Source organism: Vibrio tapetis subsp. quintayensis (assembly GCF_030409945.1).
Classification (GTDB): Bacteria; Pseudomonadota; Gammaproteobacteria; order Enterobacterales; family Vibrionaceae; genus Vibrio; species Vibrio quintayensis.
In genome coordinates this window covers 56,826-79,068 of record NZ_JAUFQV010000032.1, presented here as the reverse complement: position 1 = coordinate 79,068, position 22,243 = coordinate 56,826, and the positions used below count along the sequence as shown (strand labels likewise).

The window sequence follows — 22,243 nt, the reverse complement described above, 5'->3', positions numbered from 1 at the left end:
TGCCATGTTTGGTTAAGAAAGCAACGATTTCAGTGTCAACGGTTTGTCGGTTAACCCGAGCTGTTGAGCTGGTGTTAACCCTGTCTTATCCTGATAGCATAAATTGTGCCATGCTTTGAATATATCAAGCATAGGCAACAACCCGCCCGGGCGCAATTTTCGCCTCGGCTCATTGATAAAACTCTCAAATAACACTTGGAATCGTTGTTGGAAAAATGACGCTTGGTAAGTGGATGCGTGATCAATCCAATATTCAGGATCGACCTTAGTGCCAGCCAAATGACAAATGCCTTTGCTCGCATTTGGGTGATTTTTAATGGCCCATCTATCACGCCACCAACCCATATGAACAATGTCCACTTTTTGCTGATTGAAGTCTTTATTCCACGCTTTGTCTTCTTCTACATACACCAAATCAACGTCTTCTTGCTGAATGCGTTGTTTGCACACACTTAATGCGGCAGAGCGTAATACAGGGTCTTGAGGCATGAAAATGGTGACGTGTTTATTGTCATCACACATTTCAAGTACGTGTAAATAGTGCGCATACGTGGTGTAAGGTGGGCGGATCAGTGCCCCTTTTGACGGGTACTTAAATTGCGAGAGGTTCCCCATTGGGTCTTCAACGTTACCGCGAGCTAATATCTGCTGATATTTGTGATCGATTCTTTCGTGAAGGTTTAACTCTTTCCCTGACAAATGGAGTGAAGAGTTAGGGTGACTTACCGAAGAAAAACCTTGTGGCGTAACACTTTCAGGCACAAAGCTTACTGGCACAAATCGAGCAGGGGTCTCATATGGATTATGATCTTCGCTACCCATCGCTTCTTCGTCGAAAGAGTAATTGACATGTTGAGTCAGCACGTAGCCACTTTGTGCATCGCAGGTAACAAACCAATAAACGGCATTGTCACTTCTCGGTTGCAGTGCAGTGTAGTTAGAGGCAAAGCTGTAGGAATCGGCATGTTTTGTCCAACGGGCATCAAACATTGCCAGCTTACGGCGGCAACGGCTTGAAATTTGTTCCACGTGATCGTAAAACGTTTTTGGATTAATGCTGAGTTTACGACAGATCTCTCTTACCGAGTATCCAGTGAATAAATAGCCTAAAAGGGATTCTTGCACAGAGAGTTTGGCATTACTGCCGGACCATTTATCAACGAACGTCGATTGACAGCATTTGCAACGGTATCGCTGTCGATCACCGCTGAAACCAAATGCATGATAGAGGTGTTTATGAGTATGTACAGTTTTGCCAAAGTTGTCACAATCACTGTTGCGACAAGCGGGTAAACCATCACTGTGAACTTTGCGCAGTCGGCGAAGTTCGTTTAACACTTCTTGGTTGTTAAGTAAGGGGGGGAAAGCGCCACATTCACGACAAACCATCGTAGGACGTTTAGGGTTAGCATGTTGCAAAACGTAATGCTTTGCATCACTCAGTCCAAAGTTGTCACACGCCAATGTTTTACAAAAGTTGAGTTGTAACCCATCTGCGTCCTTTGGCAATTCGCCGTAAGACACGATCTCCCCCTCGGGATAAACTTGGGTCGCCAGAGCGATGACTTAGGAAGCAAGATACTTAAAAAGTTCTTTGCTTAAAATCTAACGCATAAGGCGACGAATTATTCGATAACGCTAAATTACAGGTTTACAGCTGTTTCTAGTGCAACAGTCATCATTTCATTGAATGATTTTTGACGCTCTTCTGAAGACAGTTTTTCGCCACGAATAATGTGGTCAGATACCGTTAGGATAGTTAGGGCTTTTGCGCCTAAGTCTGCCGCTACGCCGTAGATACCTGCGGCTTCCATATCAACACCAAGGATGCCTAGCTTTTCCATTTTTTCGAAAAGATCCGCTTCTGGTGTGTAGAAAAGGTCAGCAGAGAATACGTTACCGACTTTTACTTCAACTTCTTGAGCACGCGCTTGTTTTACTGCTTCTTCAAGAAGACCGAAATCTGCGATTGCTGCAAAGTCGTGGTTTGCAAAACGAATACGGTTTACTTTTGAGTCAGTCGAAGCACCCATACCGATAACAACGTCCATCAATTTAACGTCGTCACGTACTGCGCCACAGCTACCAACACGAATAACGTTTTTAACGCCGTACTCAGCGATAAGTTCGTGTACGTAGATGCAGCATGATGGGATACCCATACCGTGGCCCATAACAGATACTTTTTTGCCCTTGTAAGTACCGGTGTAACCGAACATATTACGAACGTCACAAACTTGTACTACATCTTCAAGGAAAGTCTCAGCAATGTATTTAGCGCGAAGTGGGTCACCTGGCATTAGAACTGTTTCTGCAAAGTCACCTGGGTTAGCGTTAATGTGTGGGGTAGCCATATCGTCAAACTCCGAATTTTTTGGTAATAAAGTAATCAATTACCAATTCTGTTGAATTAAGTTGTTTTGTTGGGAGCAATATTAGCCTTGTTCAACGGTGCTCCATGAGAGGTCAGTCACAAAAAAACTCATAATGTACATTTTAATGCAGATAGATAACCAAATCTGTTGAAAGAGAGATGGCAATCGTTTCGTACGTAAATAAACAGCATTAGTAAACGTTTGTATCGTGATGAAACACGCATTTTCTGCTACAAAAAATAGGGAAATGTGCAAACTCGATAAAAAATTCTGAAGAAAAACGCATTGGAACCGTCAAAAAACGCATGGTTTTTTGACGATTATTACTTTAATTGATTTAAATGAGAGGACAGGCGTTGATTTGAGCCTAGTATCAGGCTTAGCCTTAACCATTACGCCGTCGCAGAGTAGGGATATGAAAATAAAATCGAGTTGGTTGGCCATTACAGCATTAGCACTGTTCAGCCAAATGAGCACTGCGGCGACATTTCCACTTCCCGAAGAGGGCAGTCGGCTCGCGGGAAAATTACAGCGTTACATCGTTGAAGAGGGAGACACGTTTGCATTAATAGCAAAACGCTATGATGTTGGCTTTCTGTCTCTGATGGCAGCAAATAGAGGCATAGACCCATTTTTGCCTGTGGCAGGGTCTGTGTTGGTTATTCCGTCGCAGTTTGTACTGCCAGACGCCCCCTATGAAGGCATTGTTATCAACCTGCCTGAACTGCGTTTGTACTACTTCCCAAAAGGCAGTGGCGTTGTGCATATTTTCCCAGTCGGTATTGGCCGTGTTGGGCGAGACACACCAGAAATGCTGACACGGATTTCAGTTAAAATCCCGAACCCCACCTGGACTCCTCCTAAGTCGATACGCAAAGAATACCTAGAAAAAGGCATAGAATTGCCAAGAGTGGTGCCCGCAGGCCCTGATAACCCGCTAGGAAACTACGCGCTTCGTTTAGCCTATGGATCTGGAGAGTATTTGATTCACGGTACCAACAAAGAATTTGGTATTGGGCTCCGGGTCAGTGCTGGGTGTATTCGTATGGAGCCCAAAGACATCGAATGGCTATTTAGCCAAGCAACCAAAGGCGAAAAAGTGCGGGTGATTAATCAGCCGATCAAAATGACGTTAGAGCCCGACCGAAGTGTGTTTATGGAAGTCCATGAACCACTGACGAACAGCAAAGGGGTGCAAGAGTCATTAGTGATGCCAATAGAGTTAGGTTGGTGGCTTGAAGAGTTTGGTGTGTCGGATGCAAAAGCACGAGCAACGATACAGGTACAAAATGGCGTGCCAATAGAAATTGCCACGCCACCTAATCTTTGAAGCGACTGAGCTCTGGCTTATCTAGCCGTGAACCCTGTCCAGCCTTGATACTATTTTGTGTACGACTGCGCGATATTATCGATGCGGTCATTAGCACGGCCAGCTTCTTGTTGAGCCGACATCGCTGCATCTTTTGCACTCATAGCAGAAGAAGCGGCTTCTTTTGCTTGCATTGTTGCGGTCGTTTGGCTCGTTTGAAGAGTCTGTACTTGCTGAGACAGTTGCTCAACTTGGTTAGTCAGTTTTTCAATTTTCATTTCAGTAGAGTCTGGGCTACCAGAACAACCTGCAAGAAAAACTACCGAAGAAACACCCGCTGCTAAAATTAACTTCTTATTCATCGTCACTCCTTGTTGAGGTAGAGCTACTATTAGGGACTACCTTTGATTGCCTTTTTATCGTAGTGCATCGAGTTTTGCGATACGTTACGAACTATCTAATTACATAATATGGCACATTTCAGCTTATTTATGTTGCATCTATAAGAAAACCGAATAAAAAAGGCAAAAGATTTATAGATGACTAACAAAGACAATATGCAATTCAAGGATATTTTTGTGTGATCTATACCCATTTTCAGTCAAAACAGGGTAGAATGACGGGCTAGATAAAATTTATCTAATGTAATTGTTTTTTATAACGGAGAATCCTTTGCAATTTAAAGAGTTAGGTCTTGATAACCGCTTATTGAAGAATCTTAAGCATTTTGGCTTTAATAAGGCTACTGACATTCAGAAGCAAGCTATCCCTGTAGCGATTGCCGGGAAAGACTTGATGGCATCGTCTAAAACCGGTTCTGGTAAGACGTTAGCTTTTGTTCTTCCGCTGTTGCACAAGACTTTAAAATCCAAAGGATTCTCGGCTAAAGATCCACGCGTAGTGATCTTGGCTCCAACGCGTGAATTGGCGAAGCAAGTTTACGGTGAATTACGCACTATGCTAGCGGGTTTGTCTTATGACGCGACATTAATTTTGGGTGGCGAGAACTTTAACGACCAAGTTAAAGCTCTGAAAAAATATCCGAAATTTGTCGTAGCAACGCCAGGACGTTTAGCGGATCACTTAGAGCACCGCTCTTTGTTCCTTGACGGCCTAGACACATTAATTCTTGATGAAGCTGACCGTATGCTTGATCTGGGCTTTGCTCCTGAATTACGTAAAATTCATAAAGCAGCAAAACACCGTCGTCGCCAAACGTTAATGTTCTCGGCAACGATGGATCACGCTGAAGTGAATGACATTGCAAATGAAATGCTGAATGAGCCAAAGCGTATTTCTGTTGGTGCATCAAACGAGCAACATAAAGACATTACGCAGCGTTTCCACTTGTGTGATCACCTAGATCATAAAGAAGCGATTCTTAAGCGCGTATTAGAAGAAGCAGAATACCGTCAGGTGATGATCTTTACGGCTACACGTGCCGATACCGATCGCTTAACTGAGATCCTGAACGAAAGTAAATTAAAGGCAGTCGCTCTGAGCGGCAACCTAAACCAAACTCAGCGTAATGCAATCATGAGCCAGTTTGAGCGTCATGTTTATAAGATTTTGGTAACAACCGACGTGGCTTCTCGTGGTATTGATATCGCCGCAGTAACGCACGTGATTAACTTCGACATGCCAAAGCATACTGAAGAATACGTGCACCGTGTTGGTCGTACTGGCCGTGCTGGTAATAAAGGTGAAGCGATTTCTTTGGTTGGCCCAAAAGACTGGGACAGCTTTAAGCGTGTTGAAACCTTCCTGCAGCAAGACTTACCATTTACCACCTTAGAAGGCTTGGTTGGTAAGTTCAAAGGCATTAAGCCTCGTAAGCCTGCTTTTGTTAAAGGCAAAGCTCAGGCGAAGAAAAAGAAAGGCCCTCAAGGACCTAAAACGGCGAAGAAACCGGTTAAGCGCGATAAGACTTTCCATAAAACCGTGGCAGTGGGCGAGCAAGTGTTCATGGTTAAGAAGAAAAAGCCAGCAGCGCCTGTTGAACCTTCTTCGACGGATGCATCATCTGAAGATTAAGTGACTAAACTGCGTGATCCCTGTATTGGGTTGCGTTAGTCAGACGAAAAAAAGCCCCAGTTATTAATTTAACTGGGGCTTTTGCTATTTCAGGTATTAAATTTTAAAGAAACCCAGTTGAGATCTTTGTTCTTCAGCAAGTTGAGAAAGCTCTTGGCTTGCGGCTGCTGATTGAGTAATGCCCGCCACGTTTTGGCTGACCAGCTCATAGATGTTCGTAATATTTCGGTTAATATCCGCCGTAACTTGGCTTTGCTCTTCGGCGGCTGTTGCCACTTGGGTATTGATTCCGGTCATGTTGTCAACAGATTGAGCGATCCCTTCAATAGCGTTATTAACCTGAACAGACAGCTCTTGGTTGGTCATCAGAGTATTCAAGCTAGACTGCATACTGTCGTTTGCCACACCAGATTGGGTTTGTAACTCTTCAATGATATTTTGGATTTCCTTAGTTGAATCTTGGGTACGTGCGGCTAGCATTCGAACTTCATCTGCAACCACAGCGAACCCTCGGCCACTTTCCCCGGCACGAGCGGCTTCAATCGCGGCATTCAACGCCAATAAGTTAGTTTGCTCAGAAATACTGCGGATTGTCTCAATAACAGAGCCGATCTTTTCTGATTGAATTTGTAAACTGGTGACCACGGTTGCCGCTTCATTCAGTTGAGAAGCCATCTGTAAGTTGGCTTGGTCGTTTTTCTCAAACATTTGTAGGCTTTGAATGGCCATTTCGTTTGCTTGGCGAGATGCGCTGTCTGCTTCAACGGCATTTACATTGACGTTTTCAGCGGTACTAGAAAGCTCTGTCACTGCAGAGGCGACTTGTTCCACTTCGTGCTTTTCTTGGTCCGAGTTGACGTTAGCCTGTGTCATAACGGCAGCAAGCTCGGTAGAAGCTGATGCAACATCAACACTGATTCGGACTAATGAATCGACGGTAGCGTGCAGTTTGCTTACCGTGATATTGACGTCTTTTCCGAGTTCTGCAATTTCATCTTGGCCGTTAATATCGGCGTTAACCCGTAGATTACCACTGGCGACTTCTCTCATGGTTTCTTGTAGGCGGGTGATTGGCGCAACAATCATACCAGCGATTAACCAGCAGCTAACCAGTGCTAAGCCTAGCAGAACGAACATGCCAACTGTCGAGCGGTTTAATACCTGATCATGGCGAGCTTCACTGGCCACAAGGCTTTGAGTAGTTAGGCTATTCATTTTAGCTGACAGCTCATCAATTGCGCCAATCATGGCTTCACCCTTGATACCAAATTGCGAAATGGCCTGTTCATATTGGCGCATAAAGGCGCTGTCGGTTGGGCTTTCTTGCAGGTTTTTGCGAGCGACAGGAACGACACTTTGCTTAACGTGCGTGATGTAATCCTTAATTGCGTTTTCTAAGATTCTAGAGTCTTGTTGCAAGTCAGAATTGTTGAAAAGTGGGCGCATCAACGCGTTGATATTGAGTTGGCTTTGGTCGAGATGGGACGATAACGTTTCAAGCTTAGATTGCTCAGAAAGCCCGTAGACTGCCGCAATACGCATTCTAAACGCAATGTCATCTATATCTGAAATGATGTCTTTTTGTTCGGCTAACTCATCGGCCGAAACCGTGACCTTAATAAAGGCTTCTTTAAGCCCATTACTGCTGATCAAAACGCCCACGCTCATCACGATTAACGTCATGATCATGGGTATCATCACCTGAGTCTTCAAAGAGAAGCCCCTTAAAAATGTGTTCATAGTTCACCCTGTTATTTTATAAATTATATATCTGGCTCAAGATCACTATTTTAAATACTTAAGTCTGTAATTTCAAAGGTTTATATGGGTTAAATCTTGCTCTAAATGGTCAGAGAGTCACCAATCCAATGGCTGTGGGAGTTAGCAGGTGCAACTTAACTGTATCAATATGTAAATTTTATCTTATTTTATAAAATTAAACGAAAGAGAGGTTAGAAAGAAAGGCGTCTTCAAAGTAGAAGGGAGTTTTAGGCAAAGGAATTATTTTACGTTGTCATATAGGTTTCAAACTAGTGAAACATAACTGTCATATTAGCAGCCTAAAGTGAGCATCGTTCAAGTGAAACACAAAACACAACGGCAATAATGCCTCTTAAGGAAATTTGTGATGAAAAAGACAGTAATCGGTGCATTGGCTCTACTAGGCACACTAACAGTAACTCCAGTTTTGGCGAAAGAAACAATTTCTGCAGTTGGCTCTAGCAGCGTGACACCACTGATGGAAGTTTTCTCTGAAACATACATGAAGCAACACTCAAACGTATTTATTGAAGTACAAGGCCCTGGTTCTTCTGCTGGCGTAAAAGCGGCGAAAAACGGAAGTGCTGATTTGGGTATGTCTTCACGTAACCTGAAAGCGTCTGAAAAAGAGTCAACACTTAAGGAAGAAGTGGTTGCTCGTGACGGTATCGCAGTTGTTGTAAACCCAAAGAATGGTCTTAAAGGCCTTACTGCTGAACAAGTAACGGCTATCTACAAAGGCGAAGTGACTAACTGGAAACAAGTTGGTGGCGCAGACAAGCCTATCGTAGCAATCACTCGTGATACAGCGTCGGGTACTCGTGGTGCATTCGAAGACATCATGAAACTTAAAAAGAAAATTGGCGATGTGAAAGTATCGGCAATTTCACAGCGTGCGCAAGTTGCTAACGGTAACGGCGCTCTAAAAACGATGGTTGCAAGCAACCCATTTGCTATCGGCTACATCTCTCTAGGTACGGTTGATGAGTCAGTACACGCTCTATCAGTAGACGGTACGCCAGCAACAGTAGACAACGTTAAGAATGGCTCTTACAAAGTAGCGCGTCCTTTCCTAGTGCTTTACCGCGAAGGTAAGCCATCTGCTGAAACTCAAAAATTCCTAGACTGGATGCTTGAAGCAGACGCACAAGCATTAGTAGAGAAGAAAGGCTACATCTCAGTAAACTAAGTTAACTTTATCTTGCTCAGCCTGCGAAGGCTGAGCACTTTTCCATTTCGATTGCTGTCTTTAAACAGCCTTTATTTCGATATGAGTATTTTATATGTCCATCGCGATTAATAGTGAATCTTCTATGAAGAGTGAAAATACCCAACAGCCACGTGGTCTTCGCCGTAAAAAAGGTGTCGACTGGAAAGAGCGTATCTTCCATTTCTTATTTCTAAGCAGTGCGGTTATTGGCATTGTTTCTCTCGCTACCATTGCTTACTTCATCGTTCTGGAAAGTATTCCAGCGTTTCGCGAAGTGGGTGTCTCTGGCATTGTTTTAGGTCAGAATTGGTTACCACCAGCCTTGTACGGCGTCGCAACCATGATTGTTGCTTCTGTGGTTTCTACGGTTGGAGCTGTGTTGGTTGGTGTACCTGTCGGTGTGTTAACTGCGATTTTTATTGCAGAAATTGCGCCCAAGCGTTTAGCCAATATCATTCGCCCTGCGGTCGAGCTTTTAGCGGGTATCCCATCGGTAGTTTATGGCTTTTTTGGCTTGGTTATCATCGTGCCATTGATTCAAAACGTTTTCCAAGTTCCTGCGGGTAACACGATTTTGGCCGGTATTATCGTATTGGGCGTCATGATTCTGCCAACGGTAATCACGGTATCAGAAACGTCGATTCGCGCTGTTCCGCATTCTTATAAAGAAGGCTCTTTAGCATTAGGTGCTTCTAAGATTTTCACGATCTTCAAGGTATTGGTTCCGGCGGCACGTTCGGGGATCATGACGGGTGTCATCTTAGGTATTGCTCGTGCGTTGGGTGAAACCATGGCAATCATCATGGTAATGGGTAACGCCCCAGCCATGCCAGAAGGCATTTTGGATTCAGCCCGTACGCTAACCGCCAACATCGCCATTGAAATGTCATACGCAAGTGGCATTCACGCCAATGCACTGTACGCGACAGGCGTAGTATTACTGGTATTTATTATGTCGTTGAATGCGATTCTACTATTTTTGAACCGTGAGAAGGCGAAGTAACCATGACTCAGTCAAACACGAATGCAATTAAGCTTAAAAAAGCGCGAGTAGTAAAAGATAACCTACTCAATGTATTTATTTGGGGCGCGGCCGCTCTAACGGTTGGTTTCTTATTTTGGATTATGTGGTACATCCTTTCGAACGGCTTACAGCACGTAGATTGGAACTTCATTACCGACGACTACACAAGAACAGGCGAAGAACACGGTATTTGGCCGATGATCGTCTCGACGGTTTACATGGTTATTGCCTCGATTTCTATCGCAGCACCTTTAGGGATCATGACGGCAATCTACTTAACTGAATACGCCAAAGTAGGCAGTAAGTTAGTTAAAATCATCCGTTTTTGTACCGAATCGTTGGCGGGTATTCCATCGATCATCTTCGGTCTGTTTGGTATGACGTTCTTCGTTGCCATTCTTGGCCTTGGCTTCTCGATTCTGTCGGGTGCATTAACCTTGAGTATTCTTATTCTTCCTGTGATTATTCGTACCACTGAAGAAGCTTTGATGGCAGTACCACAAACATTCCGTGAAGGTTCTTACGGTTTGGGTGCTTCAAAAATCTACACTATCTGGCGCTTAATCTTGCCAAGCGCAATGCCAGGTATCTTAACTTCGGTCATTCTTAGTATTGGTCGTGTCATTGGTGAATCTGCCCCGGTATTCATGACCGCGGGTATGGTTGCACGTATTCCTGATTCGTTACTCGATTCTGGCCGTACGCTGACCGTTCACCTTTACAAACTAACCACCGAGCTGTTTACCATTGAAGAGTGGAATCAAGCGTATGGCACTGCCACGGTTTTGATAGTTGTTGTTCTGCTTATCAACACAGTAACCAAGTTGATTGCAGCGAAATTCAATACAGCGACTTACTAAGCGTTATACACGACAACGAATTTAAGAATTAAGAGAGTTTAAAAATGAACAAATTTTCAATTGAAAACCTAGATCTTTTCTACGGCGAAAACCAAGCACTTAAAAGCATCAATCTGCCTATTCCTAAGCGCCAAGTAACGGCTCTTATTGGCCCGTCTGGTTGCGGTAAGTCAACGCTACTTCGTTGCTTAAACCGCATGAACGACTTGATTGAAGGTGTGAAGATCACGGGCTTAGTTTCTATGGACGGTGATGACATCTACGGCAACATCGATGTGTCTGATTTGCGTATTAAAGTAGGCATGGTTTTCCAAAAGGCGAACCCATTCCCAATGAGCATCTACGAGAACGTAGCTTACGGCTTACGTGCTCAAGGCATGAAAGACAAAAAGAACATCGACGCAATCGTTGAGAAATCACTACGTGGCGCAGCACTTTGGGATGAAGTAAAAGACCGTCTTAAATCGCACGCGTTCGGCCTTTCTGGTGGTCAGCAACAACGTTTATGTATTGCTCGCACCATTGCAATGGAACCCGATGTCATCTTGATGGACGAACCAACGTCTGCGCTTGATCCAATCGCAACCCACAAAATTGAAGAACTGATGGAAGACCTGAAAAAGGACTACACCATCGTTATCGTTACGCACTCAATGGCTCAGGCTCGCCGTATCTCAGACCGCACCGCATTCTTCTTGATGGGTGAACTGGTCGAGCACGACGATACCAGCGTCATCTTCAGCCAACCACGCGACGACCGCACCCAAGGTTACGTAAATGGCGACTTCGGCTAATCAACCAAATTCTATTAATAATTATAAGCGATGGTAATTCTTTGCCCCTCTAGTAGGGGCTTTTTTGTGTAATTAGGAAAAGTAATTAATCGTAATGCTATTGTTTTATAGGGGTTTTATTTTGTTATTGAAATGACGGATAGTGATGTGAGATTAACTATGTGGTCATTTTGTGGTCACTTTGTGGTCATTTGATAGGGGGTTTAGTTTAACCGCATCCTGCAAATAATCAGGGGCAAGGTGTACATATTCCATAGGTTGATTGAGGTGTATGTCCTGTTAAAGCTCTATATTGATAGAGCAACTGACGTTAAGCTAAGTAGCACGCCCACTTGACCAGCCAAAATCACCTCAATCTAAACCAAAAATGCTATACGTTACCGTGTTTGCTTGAGCGTCTGGTTAGTTTGCCAGCGCGATGAGGCCAATGGCTAAGAAGATCTAGTGAGCAAACAGCTCTAAAGTAACTATTGGCGCAAGGTTCCTGTAGTACTTTGCTTATGGGAATGCTGCGCAACGAGTTCAATTAATTGGATGCGTAATGATTGCGGTGGTCACTGGGTAATCTCCAGTGTCGCCCCGTGGCTGCAATGGTTGGATTAAGCAAACCATAGTGGAACTTAAAACCGACAGGAAAAGCTTGAACTGTCAGTGAGGACAATAGAAAAAGGCGCATAGTGCGCCTTTTTGGTGTCGCTTGAACAACTAGATATTGTTATGCATCTTTTTCACGCACGACAATATACCCATCACATAAACCTCCACCATTGGTTAGTGGAGGCAAATCAGTTTTTTCTAACTGCATTTGTCTGAATATTTGGTTAGAAACGTTATGGCACATTTTTAACATTTGTCCAGGCAAAGTATCCTTGTCTTTGTCTGAAGCGTAACAAAATTTCAATTGTTCAGGTAAATAGCTTTGACCCAGATAGGGCTTTGACCTTGTATTATATTTAGGGAGTGAATCTTTTTCACTATCTACAACAATTGCCATTATTTCATCTTTGTCATCGAGTGGAAGTTTGAGGTTGTTGTTTATAACCAAAGCCCAGCCAATTTGCTCGGGGTTAACATCCATATTAGGGTTTACGATGATATATGAGGTCAACTGATAAAATGGTACTCCATTCTTATGCTGCCTCAGCTTTCCGGGTACATAATAACAGGTACAAATACTGATTTTCTTACCCTTTAGCTCTCTCGAATTCGTATCTATGCTTATTAAATAGTCATACTCTTCCATGAGCATTCTATCTACATCAAATGAAGCGAAATTTGTCACTCCTGGTACGTTACTTAAGACCTTAGGCTTACCTGAATCTCGATCATAGCTCCGCTCTACTTTTATTGATTCGGAATTTGCATCTGGCAAAATAAATCCATCCCGCGTTCTGTCATAAGTAAACGTAATTTGAGAGACTTTTTCTTTGGTCGTAAACTGAATTTTATCGATTCTTGGTTTTTTATCTGAACTCACAAACTGGTGTCTCCATTTTGATTCATAACGAGCCTGTAGGATTTCTTCAAGGCTATTTCAACTCTAGCCACTCAACTGCTACTTCCATTAACTCCATGATTCTAAAATCTAGATCAAAGAAGCTAGAGAGGACACACACCTAAAGTAATTAAGCCGCATCCAAAGCGGTGATTGTCGAAATCGAAGAATCGAGATCTAGTGAGGACACACACCTAAAGTACCATAAGTCCATCATTTACCTCTGAGAGTTAACGCCAGCGTCCCCGTTTTCTGCCATACAAATTAAGCTAAATTTTCCACTTAACATGATAATCCCAAAGAAATTTAGAATGCCGGATGTAGCAAATAGTGTTGGTGCATTTGTGTACGACCAGCATGGGCATGAACTAATGAGGTGTATGTCCTTTTAATGTACACCCGAATTGACTTACCTGATGAAGAGGCCGATTTTAGTAGTGGTAGCGACACGAGATTATCGTGATTGCGTTGTCATCAACGGCATAAACAAGCCTATTTGTGTCATCAATACGACGAGACCAAAAGCCAGATAGGTTTTCTTTTAGTGGCTCAGGTTTACCGATGCCTTCAAATGGCGAACGTTTAGCGTCATTGATTAGCTTATTGATACGTTTTAATGTTTTCTTGTCTTGAGTTTGCCAATATAGGTAGTCACCCCAAGCATCGTCAGTCCAGGATAACAAACGTTGACTGCTATTCATCAATGAGCTCTCGTGCTGTAGTTTTACCAGCACGATATTGCGCTATGGAGCGATCTAAGTGCTCAGCATTTTTAGGTGAGCGAAGTAAATGAACTGTCTCCATAAGGCTATTGTAATAGTCTAGGGACATAACCACTGCATCTTCCGAGTCACGACGAGTAATAACGGTGGTGTCAGCATCATTAACGACACCGTCTAAAACCGCTTTAAGGCTATTTCTAGCTTCAGTAAATGATACGATTTTCATAAGAACCTCCACATGTACAATTTATAGGACAAGTATAGTTTTGCAACTTCAACTTGTACAGCTAATAGGACACGTAATATTGATGGAGCAACCGACGCTAAGCTAAGTAGCACGCCCACTTAACCAGTCAAAATCACCTCAATCTAAACCAAAAATACTATACGTTACCGTGTTTGCTTGAGCGTCTGGTTAGTTTGCCAGCGCGATGAGGCCAATGGCTAAGAAGATCTAGCGAGGACACGCACCTAAAGTACTCATAAGCGCCGATAGGAAAGTTTGGACAGCGAGTGAGAGCAATCGAAAAAGGCGCATAATGCGCCTCTTGCTATGCAGTTGACCTTAGAAGAAGTAACGAGCACCTAAATAAAAACCAGTTAACGTTACGTTAATGTCTTCTATCTTTGTGAATGCTGCTCGATATCCTAAATTTAAATCCAACCCTTGCGACAATCGAGTACCAATTTCAACACCCAATTGATAACCAGTTTCTTTTTTTGAGTGGTTTTGATTGGCACTGTCTTTAACATTGATATTTATTTTTCCGACCCCCGCCATTGGTGCTAAATAAATATTTCCAAAATCGTAAAGGACAAATAGTTTAGTCTTAGCATTAATGAAAAATGCATCACCATCAGAGCTGAAAGAGCCTGTATTATCAATTTCACCAAATGTTCGATACTCAGCTTCAATGCTAGTTTTCACAACTTGATGAGTATCAAATTCATAACCTGCCACAAGGTTGTAACCTAAATCACTCGATTCTTTTGCCGATGCAGTCCCTACTTCAAGCTCCACTTGGTTCGCCATCGATAAATCAGCACCAATATAAAATTGATTATCGGATTTTTGAACGTGATCATTTACATTTGCGTAAGAAGATGCACTCGATAGAATAAGGGAGGCAGCAATTAATCCTTTAATTTTAGGCATTTAGTATTACTCTTAATAAAAATCAGCATATTATCATAGCAATAATATAATGCGCTAATTGTTAATATAAGTCTTTCAAAATACTCAGTTTTTAGTAACGCCACCACAAAAATAAACCGCCGTAACCGCAAAACCCAACGATGGAATGAAAAAATGCCAAGCGTTGGGAATCAGTCTTAAATGCTGTGTATAGAAGCTAGCAAGGACACACACCTAAAGTAACTCCCCCCTCCCTTTAACGCACCGCACCGCGGTACAGCTTTGATCTTTGCAGGCATTTGCTCATCAGCACGATGACTATAGAGCCAACTAAAACAGGGGTCACTAAGAACGACCAACCATACCCTGCAATCATAATCAAAATGGGATTCGCTCCTGCTGGTGGATGCGTTGTTTTTGATATCAGCATAGTCGTTACTCCCAACCCTGTCGCAACGGCCAATGTTGCTGGCGTCACACCAATATACTGAGAAAAAATAACGCCGATTATCGCTGTGATTAAATGGCCAAGAATTACGTTTTTGGGTTGAGCCAACGGACTGTTAGGCAAGCCAAAAACTAATACCGCCGTGGCCCCGAAAGGAGCCATGATTAACGCGGTACTTTCTATATTCGCTTCAACTAATAGAAGAAAACCAATCGTAATTGACGCGCCAACACCTGCAATGACAGCAGATAAATAATGATTCATATACACCTCAAAAGTAGAACGATCTGTCTACTATTTATTGTAGACAGACCGTTCTACCTTTGTCAATATGCACGAAATGAATTGTTGGAGTTGCTGCTATGAGTAAAAAACGAGATTTACTGTTAGATACGGCGTTAGGCTTATTTTACCGACAAGGCATTAACTCAATCGGAATTAATGAAGTCATTAAAGTATCTGGTGTCGCTAAGAAAACCTTATACAGCCACTTTACAGGGAAAGATGATTTAGTATTGGCGGCTTTGGAGAGAAGGCATCAAATCTTTATGGTTTGGCTCGAAAAAAAACTCCAAGGAGCAACCAACAATCGTGAACTGACAGAGGCTCTTTTTAACTCTTTAGAGAGCTGGTTTAGCGGGAATGAGTTAGATTTAGGCGATTTTAGAGGTTGCTTTTTTATCAATACATCTGCGGAGTTTAGTGATGCTGAGAGTGAAATATCGCGCTATTGCAGCTTTCACAAAGAACAAGTTCGACAGTTAATTCAAAGCAAATTGAATGGTGACTCTCAAGATCTACTTAATGCTATCTGCTTGCTGAAAGAGGGAGCAATTACTACGGCTTATGTGACAGGAGAAAGCTCTAAAGTAATCAAAAATAGTTTAAAGGTTTTACATCGCCTTGAGTGCTAACGTCAGGTTACAAGCAACTGTCTAGCTCTATTGGGGGCACGTGGTATTTGGCTTATGGGAAACCCTACGCGGATCTAGCGAGGACACACACCTAAAGTAATTAAGCCGCAGCCACAGCGGCGGTTGTCTTAATCGAAGAATGGAGTGTATGTCCTTTTAATGTGTAAATTGTTTGTTAGAAAACTAGTCCGCCTGACTAAATTCCAGGTCATCTGGTTTCGATATATCTATAACCTTACTCTTTGCGACAAGGTCATGTAAGCAGCGACGATCTGAACGGAAAATAAACAATATATCGATTAAACCCAAGAAAGGAATGAGTCCCATGAGGAGTGTTGGGCACCAACGCTTAAGCATGATTTCTTTCAATCCCATGGGCTGGTTATCCATACCTACAATAGAAATCTCGAAAACATTTTTTCCTATCGTTTGACCATATTTATGCAGTAGATAACCGTGCATAAGTAAATAACCCATGACAAAATATGAAAACTCGAGAAAGTAGTTGTTAGATTGGTAGAACAGCTTCCCTAATGGTTCAATAAAAAACACGGGCAAATAGACCACTACCATGGCTAAGCCATCAATGAATGCTGCCCAAAACCTAGACCAACGACTTGCTAAAATCACGTCAATTTCCTTACTTCCTTGCACAAACTGCCCCTTGTTATCCAGTGAACTTTCTAACGCTTTATATGCGGATAAAACCCGTATACTCCCACTTTTATAAGTCCACTTAACATATCAAATGAATGAGATTCTACAAATCATATCAACTAGTTGCGTGGGTCTTCGTCATAATATGTGCAATATTATCCAGCACTTTTCATTAAATGCGCCAATCTGCATTGGCGCACTTTTGTCATTTAAGTCATGTTACTAACATGACTATGTTCAGGCTGGGTTTTTATGGCCTGGATGGGTTTATCGTCAGCGGCTCAAAGGTTGCGACTGCGTTACCGCCTGCTCCAGGGTGATCGATGTAGGGTGTGTCTTGTTGTAAGGTATAGAACACATCAACATGGTCATCATCGTTAACTAATACGCCATCAGGGATAGCCTGAATCAGCTTGTTGGTGATCTGTGGGATCACGGCGTAAGCTTGTACTTCTGGATCTGGGATCGCTTTTAACACTTCTTCCGCTACCTGCACTAATAAAGAAGCCAGTTCTTTATAGTCGGTACCATCATCTTGCTCCATTAGAATAATATCTGCAGCTCCCCAACGGTAACGGGCCCAGTGGATCATGATTTGGTTCGGGTAGTAATCTTTCTTATCATAATCAAGGTATGGCATCTCGACGAGATCGATGGTCGGCTTATCGCGGCTTGGGTTAACACCAGTGACAATCGCATAGACTTCTGCTTTACCAGAGATCCAAGGTTCTTGGTCGTCGGCCAGTCTAATTTTCTTTAAAGCGGTGGTAGAAAGTGGGGCTGCGGGTGCCGACATGGTAGAAAAAGCGCTATTCATCGCGGCGATTTGCCCATCAGATGGAGACTCAAGTAGGGTATCTTGGCCTAAGCTCACCATCTCTGCTCGCATCGCTTTAAGGCCTGCTTTTAGCTCTTTTTCGCTGTTGCTGTCTACGACCAATACTGGCACATCTGGCATTTCATCAACGCTTAATTGATGCAGTTGTCCGTACACATCGTACGCTTCAATGTATAGCCAAGATTCATCATCACCTTTTGGTTCAAATGCAAACAGTGGGCTTTGACCGTCTTTCCAGTCTTTCACCATTGAACCATCGGCAAGCCTTAACTCTAATAGCTCATCAGCGAACTGATCAATGCCTTTGATACTGCGGATCTCGGTATCGGTCATTGCCATTGCCTGACTGAATTCAGAGTTTGGCTCCGACGCTAGCAAGGCAGACAAAGGCACGTTGAGTTGCTGTTCAGAAATCGACGTTTTTAGCGAGTTTTCAATGTTGCTGTAGCTTTCACTCAGTTGTTTGGCGAGATCGCGTTTGGCCTGTGTAATGGCCTCTGCTTTCATGGCGGAAAAGTCGCTGGTTTTGGTATCGGTTTCAGATTGGCAGCCAATTAGCGCAAAATTTAGCATTAAAACCATGGGTATTATTTTTTTCATATTTTCACCCTTAACGTTGTTATCAATTAACGTAGAGTTATTGCTCTACCTTATCGATGGTAGCACTTAGTTTAACTTCTATATATGGCTCAAAAATGGAATTTATAAAAAATGCTCAGAGAGTCAAAAAACACGTTAGCAAGTCATAATTTAATAAAAGCTAAAGATAGGCGTTGTTTATTTCAGTTCGCAGGCGCGATTCATGTGGGCAAAAGGGCGGAAAAAATTGTCTGTAAAGTTCATTTTTGTTCGTTATTTCTGACGTAAGCAGGCAATGAAGCTGCGCGAGATTCATTGCCTTTCTCCGCTACTTAATGACCTTAACCCGGCCTACATCACCGCTCTCAAGGCGAACTTTGATGCCATGAGGGTGAGTCGGGGACTTGGTTAAAAGATCTTTGACGATACCAGAAGTCAGCGTTCCTGTGCGTTGGTCTTTTTTAAGTACGATTTGCACTTCTATCCCAGGGTGAATATCAGCTCTATTGGTTCCACTCATGCTTTTTACCTTGCTGTTTAATGTAGCGAGAAGATACACGGTATCGAGTGTTTCGTCGAATTACGTGAACCGAGTTACGCTGTTTTTTTCGCTATTACCAAACCGTGGTTACTTGAACCTAAAAGAGAGGGCTCGTCGCAGGTTTTTAAATGGTATTGAAGCCATGTTTGATATTGCTCTTCAGTAAAATTATTGATTCCTGACGAGATGTAACGTCCAAAGCCGTCCGTGGATACATGGCGCAGAGTGGTAAATTGATGCGTTTCGACCAGCTGTTCAATTTCAGACGGAGTTGCAAAATAGCCAACGTTAAAAAAGCTGTCGGCTAATTGACTTGGAACCAAGCCAGATTCAAGTAGCGTGCTAAGCACTTCTGGTGTAATCAGTTCAGGCTCTTGCTGAGCAAACATCCCGGCAACAAAATATCGAGAGATATACGCAATCGCTAAAATACCGTTAGGTTTTAAGACTCGATAAGCTTCTGTAAGTGCTTGATCACGTTGCTCTTGTGTTTGTAGGTGATAAAGCGGCCCCAAAACAACGCAAACGTCTTGAGAATCACTTTCAACGAAGGGAATGGAACATGCATCGCCTTGGTGAATCGAAAGTGTTAGGGCTTGCTGATTGGCTTTTTGTTTTAAAATCTCTACTTGCTCGGGGGCTAATTCAACGGCGGTTGTGATGCAGCCCATTTTGGCAAAATTCAGAGAGTACCGGCCTGTAGCGGCGCCTTGTTCTAGTACGTTGACGTGTGGGTGTAGATACTCGGCCAATACGTGCATTGTGGTATCAAATTCTATTTGAGTAATACGTTGTCGAGTTAGGCGGTTATCTTCATCAACACCTGTATATTGATCGATGAGTTCTTGCATTGCGATTTCCCTTTTTATGAAATTTGCGTGTTAGGCTAATTTTTGTCTTAACTGTTCAACTTGTTTTCTGAATAGCGCCGCGTCTTTTTTTGAGTAGGATTTAGTGACATTTATCCACTGAATGCCTGTTTCATCAATGTGCCTAAATTCAATTTGCAATGCGAAGCGAGCACACCTTAAAAGGGCAAAAATAAATCCTAAACCGGTAAAACCATAAAGTATGACTTCCCACCAAAATGGGAAGGAATCAAAGATGGGGCTTGCCCACCAGAGCGCGCCAGAAAATACCACTAACCAAAATAAGATTTGGTATGCGTTATCTAACAGTGAGATGTTCTTTACTCGGACGTTATTAATTTTTGAGATTGGGTACGCGTCTTTCTTAAAGTGAAACTCATGTTGATTAATCATGAAGTCAGATTGTTTTAACATGTTGCCCTCTGGTCAGGCTCTCAGTTCATGGTCTGAGAGTGTATGAATATGCATGCTAGCTCATTTGTAATCTTGATTGTATAGGTGGTAAACATATTCATCATGGGAATGTGTGATTAACGTATCATCTTTGTAATTATTTGAGGGCCTTTCTATCCCCTATCGTTGTCACTTACATTTAATTAACACTAAATCCTTAATTTTAATGATTAAATTGGATGATCTAAGTTAAGTTAGATGTTTGAAATGGAACTGTCGTGAAACTGTAGTGTGTTTGACATGTTATTAAACTAGTGTGTTCGCTTATAAAAAGTCGTTACTCATTAACTAACACAATAAAAAGTCAGACAAAGGAACGCACTGTGAAGCTATTCAAAAGTGAAGATCAACGTACGCTCGATCAAGAACCTGAATTTAACCGTTTTGTAGAATCAGCCATGTCCCGTCGTAAGTTCTTAAAAGCCAGTGGCGCTGCGGGAACGGTTGGTTTTTTTGCTGCTAGCCCATTAAGCCAAGCAATGGCTAAAGGCATGCCGAGTCATTCAAATTTATTGGGTTTTGAAGCGCTTCCAATTTCGACTGCTGACACGGTGACAGTGCCAAAAGGCTACCAAGCGGATGTGTTGATATCTTGGGGTGATGCGGTATTAAAAAGCGCACCTGAGTTTAACCAAAACAATAACTCTTATGCTCAAGAGCGACAGTTTGGTGATAACAATGATGGTATGACGTTCTTTCCTCTATCGAATGATAGAGCTGTGCTTGCGGTGAACAATGAATACACCAATAACGAATATCTGTACGCGCACCAAGGTGACAATATAAATGCCGACGATGTGCGCAAAGCGCAAGCTGCGCATGGTGTTTCAATCATTGAATTGAAGAAACAAAATGGCAAATGGGAAACGAATATCGATGGTCGATTGAACCGTCGTATTACGGCTTACAGCCAAATGGAAATGACAGGGCCTGCTGCTGGCCATGATTTATTAAAAACAGCGGAAGACCCATCGGGCAAAGCGATTTTGGGTACGTTTAATAACTGCGCAAACGGTCTAACGCCTTGGGGCACATACCTGACTTGTGAAGAGAACTTTAACGGCTATTTCGCAGCGTCAGAAGAAACAGAATTGGGCGAAACCTATAAGCGATATGGTCTGTCGGAAGAAGACTGGGGCTACGACTGGTTTAAGCACGATGAGCGCTTCGACATGGCGAAAAACCCTAATGAACCTCATCGTTTTGGCTGGGTTGTTGAAATTGACCCAATGAACCCAACATCGAAGCCGAAAAAACGCAGTGCGCTAGGTCGTTTTAAGCATGAGAATGCGGCATTGCTGATTAATGGTGATGGCCACGCTGTTGTGTATCTAGGTGATGACGAACGTGGTGAGCATCTTTACAAGTTTGTTTCGAAAAACAAATACATCGCCGGTGCAGACTCTAACCGAGACTTACTTGAAGACGGTACTCTATTTGTCGCGAAATTTACGGGTACTGAGGGCGAAATCAGCGGTACGGGTGAGTGGTTGGAATTGTCTTGGGGTAAGAATGGGTTAACGCCTGAAAACGGCTTTAAAGACCAAGCGGCAGTGATGATTTTTGCTCGCCAAGCAGCGACACAAGTTGGCGCTACAACGATGGACCGCCCTGAATGGGTCGCAGTACATCCAGACAACAAATCGGTGTTTTGTACCCTGACGAACAACAAATATCGCGGTGTTAAAGAATCTCAACCACTTAACCCTGTTAACCCTCGCGTTAAAAACCCATATGGTCATATTGTGCGCTGGCGTCCAACCAATGCAGACCACAGTAAAGGCACGTTTGAGTGGGATATCTATGTGATGGCTGGCAACCCAGACGTACACAGTGGTTTGATGGCGGGTACAGACAACGTCAATAAAGACAATATGTTCAACAGCCCAGACGGCATCGGGTTTGATAGAGCGGGTCGCTTATGGATTCAAACCGACGGCAAATACTCGAATCAAGGGGACTTTGCAGGAATGGGCAACAACCAAATGCTGTGCAGCGACCCTCAAACTGGGGAAATTCGTCGCTTCTTAACAGGACCAATCGCTTGTGAGATCACGGGGCTTACGTTCTCTGCGGATTACAAAACTATGTTCATTGGTGTGCAACACCCAGGTGAAGAACTCGCGCCATCACATTTCCCTGAAGGTGGAAACAAAATTCCACGCTCGTCAGTCATGATGATCACCCGTGAAGACGGCGGCGTTATCGGCGCATAAAGCGTGATG

The 22,243-nt window shown here is 43.1% G+C and carries 22 protein-coding genes; 8 read left to right on the top strand and 14 right to left on the bottom strand.

The features are described from left to right. Positions 1–12: 12 nt before the first annotated feature. Together QWZ04_RS16020 and deoD are read right to left on the bottom strand one after the other, a co-directional pair. Positions 13–1,524 (bottom strand): lactate dehydrogenase, encoded by a 1,512-nt coding sequence (locus QWZ04_RS16020; protein WP_290329263.1) that lies wholly within the window; start codon positions 1,522–1,524, stop codon positions 13–15. 119 nt (positions 1,525–1,643) lie between these two features. Continuing rightward, positions 1,644–2,354 carry a purine-nucleoside phosphorylase gene (gene deoD / locus QWZ04_RS16015; RefSeq protein WP_102524755.1) on the bottom strand — a complete coding sequence of 237 codons (711 nt, stop codon included), beginning with the start codon at positions 2,352–2,354 and terminating at the stop codon, positions 1,644–1,646. A gap of 436 nt (positions 2,355–2,790) precedes the next feature. Here deoD and QWZ04_RS16010 point away from each other — a divergent pair, with 436 nt between their 5' ends. Further along, positions 2,791–3,705 (top strand): L,D-transpeptidase family protein, encoded by a 915-nt coding sequence (locus QWZ04_RS16010; protein ID WP_290329261.1) that lies wholly within the window; start codon positions 2,791–2,793, stop codon positions 3,703–3,705. 50 nt (positions 3,706–3,755) lie between these two features. Here QWZ04_RS16010 and QWZ04_RS16005 read toward each other — a convergent pair whose 3' ends face one another. Beyond that, positions 3,756–4,046 (bottom strand): Lpp/OprI family alanine-zipper lipoprotein, encoded by a 291-nt coding sequence (locus tag QWZ04_RS16005; RefSeq protein ID WP_290329259.1) that lies wholly within the window; start codon positions 4,044–4,046, stop codon positions 3,756–3,758. A 310-nt stretch (positions 4,047–4,356) separates the two neighbouring features. Here QWZ04_RS16005 and QWZ04_RS16000 point away from each other — a divergent pair, with 310 nt between their 5' ends. Further along, positions 4,357–5,718: a DEAD/DEAH box helicase gene (locus QWZ04_RS16000; protein WP_290329258.1), complete on the top strand. Its 1,362-nt coding sequence runs from the start codon at positions 4,357–4,359 to the stop codon at positions 5,716–5,718. A gap of 96 nt (positions 5,719–5,814) precedes the next feature. On the opposite strand, the gene QWZ04_RS15995 is transcribed toward QWZ04_RS16000, so the two are convergent. Continuing rightward, positions 5,815–7,458 carry a methyl-accepting chemotaxis protein gene (locus tag QWZ04_RS15995; RefSeq protein WP_290329257.1) on the bottom strand — a complete coding sequence of 548 codons (1,644 nt, stop codon included), beginning with the start codon at positions 7,456–7,458 and terminating at the stop codon, positions 5,815–5,817. Positions 7,459–7,846: 388 nt separating this feature from the next. Between QWZ04_RS15995 and QWZ04_RS15990 the strand changes: the two genes are divergently transcribed. From QWZ04_RS15990 to pstB, 4 genes are all read left to right on the top strand, one after another. Next, entirely contained in the window at positions 7,847–8,668 is an 822-nt protein-coding gene (locus QWZ04_RS15990) for a phosphate ABC transporter substrate-binding protein (RefSeq protein WP_102524762.1), read from the top strand. Positions 8,669–8,762: 94 nt separating this feature from the next. Beyond that, a complete protein-coding gene (gene pstC, locus QWZ04_RS15985; RefSeq protein WP_102524763.1) occupies positions 8,763–9,692 on the top strand; it encodes a phosphate ABC transporter permease subunit PstC in 930 nt (309 codons plus the stop codon). A 2-nt stretch (positions 9,693–9,694) separates the two neighbouring features. Beyond that, positions 9,695–10,573 carry a phosphate ABC transporter permease PstA gene (gene pstA / locus QWZ04_RS15980; RefSeq protein WP_102524764.1) on the top strand — a complete coding sequence of 293 codons (879 nt, stop codon included), beginning with the start codon at positions 9,695–9,697 and terminating at the stop codon, positions 10,571–10,573. A gap of 44 nt (positions 10,574–10,617) precedes the next feature. Continuing rightward, complete coding sequence (gene pstB / locus QWZ04_RS15975; protein WP_290329255.1) at positions 10,618–11,367, top strand: phosphate ABC transporter ATP-binding protein PstB; 750 nt, start codon at positions 10,618–10,620, stop codon at positions 11,365–11,367. A 715-nt stretch (positions 11,368–12,082) separates the two neighbouring features. On the opposite strand, the gene QWZ04_RS15970 is transcribed toward pstB, so the two are convergent. From QWZ04_RS15970 to QWZ04_RS15950, 5 genes are all read right to left on the bottom strand, one after another. Continuing rightward, the gene (locus QWZ04_RS15970) at positions 12,083–12,844 is read right to left on the bottom strand and encodes a hypothetical protein (RefSeq protein ID WP_290329254.1); all 762 of its coding nucleotides are present in this window, start codon (positions 12,842–12,844) and stop codon (positions 12,083–12,085) included. Between the two features lie 449 nt (positions 12,845–13,293). Then, positions 13,294–13,563: a Txe/YoeB family addiction module toxin gene (locus QWZ04_RS15965; RefSeq protein ID WP_290329253.1), complete on the bottom strand. Its 270-nt coding sequence runs from the start codon at positions 13,561–13,563 to the stop codon at positions 13,294–13,296. Beyond that, the gene (locus QWZ04_RS15960) at positions 13,556–13,810 is read right to left on the bottom strand and encodes a type II toxin-antitoxin system Phd/YefM family antitoxin (protein WP_290329252.1); all 255 of its coding nucleotides are present in this window, start codon (positions 13,808–13,810) and stop codon (positions 13,556–13,558) included. Before QWZ04_RS15960 ends, QWZ04_RS15965 begins: the two co-directional genes overlap by 8 nt. A 339-nt stretch (positions 13,811–14,149) precedes the next feature. Then, positions 14,150–14,740, bottom strand: a complete 591-nt coding sequence (locus tag QWZ04_RS15955) for an outer membrane beta-barrel protein (protein WP_290329251.1) — start codon at positions 14,738–14,740, stop codon at positions 14,150–14,152. A 235-nt stretch (positions 14,741–14,975) separates the two neighbouring features. After that, positions 14,976–15,431, bottom strand: coding sequence for an HPP family protein (locus QWZ04_RS15950; RefSeq protein WP_290329250.1), 456 nt, complete (start codon positions 15,429–15,431; stop codon positions 14,976–14,978). A gap of 98 nt (positions 15,432–15,529) precedes the next feature. Here QWZ04_RS15950 and QWZ04_RS15945 point away from each other — a divergent pair, with 98 nt between their 5' ends. Then, complete coding sequence (locus QWZ04_RS15945) at positions 15,530–16,081, top strand: TetR/AcrR family transcriptional regulator (RefSeq protein WP_290329249.1); 552 nt, start codon at positions 15,530–15,532, stop codon at positions 16,079–16,081. 183 nt (positions 16,082–16,264) lie between these two features. Here the strand turns inward: QWZ04_RS15945 and QWZ04_RS15940 are convergent, their stop codons facing one another. From QWZ04_RS15940 to QWZ04_RS15920, 5 genes are all read right to left on the bottom strand, one after another. Continuing rightward, positions 16,265–16,735, bottom strand: coding sequence for an RDD family protein (locus QWZ04_RS15940; protein ID WP_290329248.1), 471 nt, complete (start codon positions 16,733–16,735; stop codon positions 16,265–16,267). Positions 16,736–16,988: 253 nt separating this feature from the next. After that, positions 16,989–18,176 (bottom strand): DUF3103 domain-containing protein, encoded by a 1,188-nt coding sequence (locus QWZ04_RS15935; RefSeq protein ID WP_290329247.1) that lies wholly within the window; start codon positions 18,174–18,176, stop codon positions 16,989–16,991. Positions 18,177–18,483: 307 nt separating this feature from the next. After that, entirely contained in the window at positions 18,484–18,675 is a 192-nt protein-coding gene (locus QWZ04_RS15930) for a YwbE family protein (RefSeq protein WP_290329245.1), read from the bottom strand. Between the two features lie 74 nt (positions 18,676–18,749). Further along, positions 18,750–19,547 carry a class I SAM-dependent methyltransferase gene (locus QWZ04_RS15925; protein ID WP_290329244.1) on the bottom strand — a complete coding sequence of 266 codons (798 nt, stop codon included), beginning with the start codon at positions 19,545–19,547 and terminating at the stop codon, positions 18,750–18,752. A gap of 30 nt (positions 19,548–19,577) precedes the next feature. Beyond that, the gene (locus QWZ04_RS15920) at positions 19,578–19,979 is read right to left on the bottom strand and encodes a hypothetical protein (protein ID WP_290329243.1); all 402 of its coding nucleotides are present in this window, start codon (positions 19,977–19,979) and stop codon (positions 19,578–19,580) included. 437 nt (positions 19,980–20,416) lie between these two features. Here QWZ04_RS15920 and QWZ04_RS15915 point away from each other — a divergent pair, with 437 nt between their 5' ends. Continuing rightward, entirely contained in the window at positions 20,417–22,234 is a 1,818-nt protein-coding gene (locus QWZ04_RS15915; RefSeq protein WP_290329485.1) for a PhoX family protein, read from the top strand. Positions 22,235–22,243 lie beyond the last annotated feature (9 nt).